Below are 1,722 nucleotides of genomic sequence, written 5' to 3'. Positions count from 1 at the left end.
CTGGAAACTGTGACTTTTCCTATGACCTGGCGCCCTCGTCTGTAACCAGACAGACCGCCAGGCCGTTATTTATCAGGCGGCGTGGGCGGTCAAAAGCGGGTTGTCGAACGTCTCGCCCGTCGCGACCACGGCGGAAGTGTTCACGGCCCCTCCATCGGTGAAGGCAGCGGAAGCCTGTCTGAGTAGATCCGTCACGCCCGTGTCACTCGTCAGATGATACACACCCTTGATCTCGTTGACATCGGTCTGATCCAACCCCGTGTTCCTGTTTCCCAGTTCCGGGAACATGATGGCGTTTGGATCGGAACTCTCGGACAAACCAAGAGCGTGCCCGACCTCGTGCAGCGCGAGCTGTTCCAAAGTAACGCCCGTCCCGTCATAGCTGTACCCTCCGTCGCTTGTGGCGGAGAGTTTGTCCTGCATCGGGTTTTCCAGTTCGATTACATCCTGCCCGGACTTCCCGTCAGAAGACGTTCCGTAGAATGTCGTCCCTGCCACCCCCGAATTGGCCGTATCGAGATTGCCCCAGCCGATCCGGATATCGGAAGAGGCGGAGCCTGTGACTTCCGTAAAAGTAAGCCCTGTCGCCGTCGACCATTCGGCAAGCGCCTGTTTGATGGCGTCCTGATAGACCGGTTCAATGGACCCGGCATAGAGCGGCGTGTTGCCCGGGTTCGTCTGTGAGAAACTCCAGGTGATGTCCTGGGCCGTACCTGTCAGAGGCTGGCCCGTGAGAGCGGTTGCATCAGATCCCGAGCCATTCGCGGCGGCTGTAATAGCGTGATCCGCGCGATCCCACGCTGTCGCACTCGCGACCTTATCTGACGACGAAAAGACATTGGTGTAATGTTGGGCTGTCGCTACCAGGCCGTCATCCATCCCATCGCCTCCATCGTCGCCTCCTCCATCATCTCCCCCTCCGTCGTCGCCCCCGCCATCACCGTAACTCCCTCCCGTCTCGTCATCTCCATCCCCCGAGACGTCGTCATCATCCCCGTTGGAGAAAGTGATGCTGCCGTCATCCGTATCGACATCGTCATCCGAGCCGAGAACATCGAGCGTATCGCCCGATCCCCCCGTAAAATGATCGTTGCTGCCCGTGACGGTCAGGCTCATATCGTCGCCGAGATCGATCGTAAGCCCGCTTCCGGTGATGACGTCGCCGCCAACGTTGTTGCCAAAGGAGAAGGTCTCGTCATTGGCGCCGGCGATATGGCCGTTGAACGTATCGTTCGACCCACCGACAAAGATGGAATCGCCCGTTCCGACCAGATCGAAACTGTCATTGTTCGACCCCGGATCGACTGTGAGATGCTCGTTGTTCCCGTTTCCTGCGACTGCGTCGTTCCCGGCATTGTAGAATGTCACCCCTGACCCGGTCCCGAGCGTGGTGGTATCGTCATTGCCGTTCAGCGTATCATTGCCGACATTGTCACCGAAATTGAACGTCTCCTTGCTCGCTCCCCAGATCGAACCGGTGAAGTTCTCGCTCGAGCCGCCGACATTCACGACATCCCCGGTACCTTCCATGTTGAAGGTGTTATTGTCCGAGCCTGGATTGACGTTCAGCGTGACATTGCTGCCGGGATTGAATACGTCGTTATCGGCGTTGCTAAGATTCAGAGAGCCACCATCTCCGCTGGTCACCGTATCGCCGGTGCCTGTAAGGGACGTGGCGGTATCCGATCCCATCGTCACCGTATCGTCATTGCCGTTCAGCGT

At 58.3% G+C, this 1,722-nt stretch carries 1 protein-coding gene; it reads right to left on the bottom strand.

From position 1 onward, the window contains the following. Positions 1-72 precede the first annotated feature (72 nt). On the bottom strand, positions 73-1,722 hold a 1,650-nt coding region (locus tag F3J08_RS16800), incomplete at its 5' end, for a matrixin family metalloprotease (RefSeq protein WP_166931907.1).

It is taken from the genome of Asaia sp. As-1742 (assembly GCF_011753235.1).
In the GTDB taxonomy this organism is placed as follows: Bacteria; Pseudomonadota; Alphaproteobacteria; order Acetobacterales; family Acetobacteraceae; genus Asaia; species Asaia bogorensis_B.
Note: the sequence above shows the minus strand (reverse complement) of the source record. Positions and strands in the feature narration are given on the sequence as shown.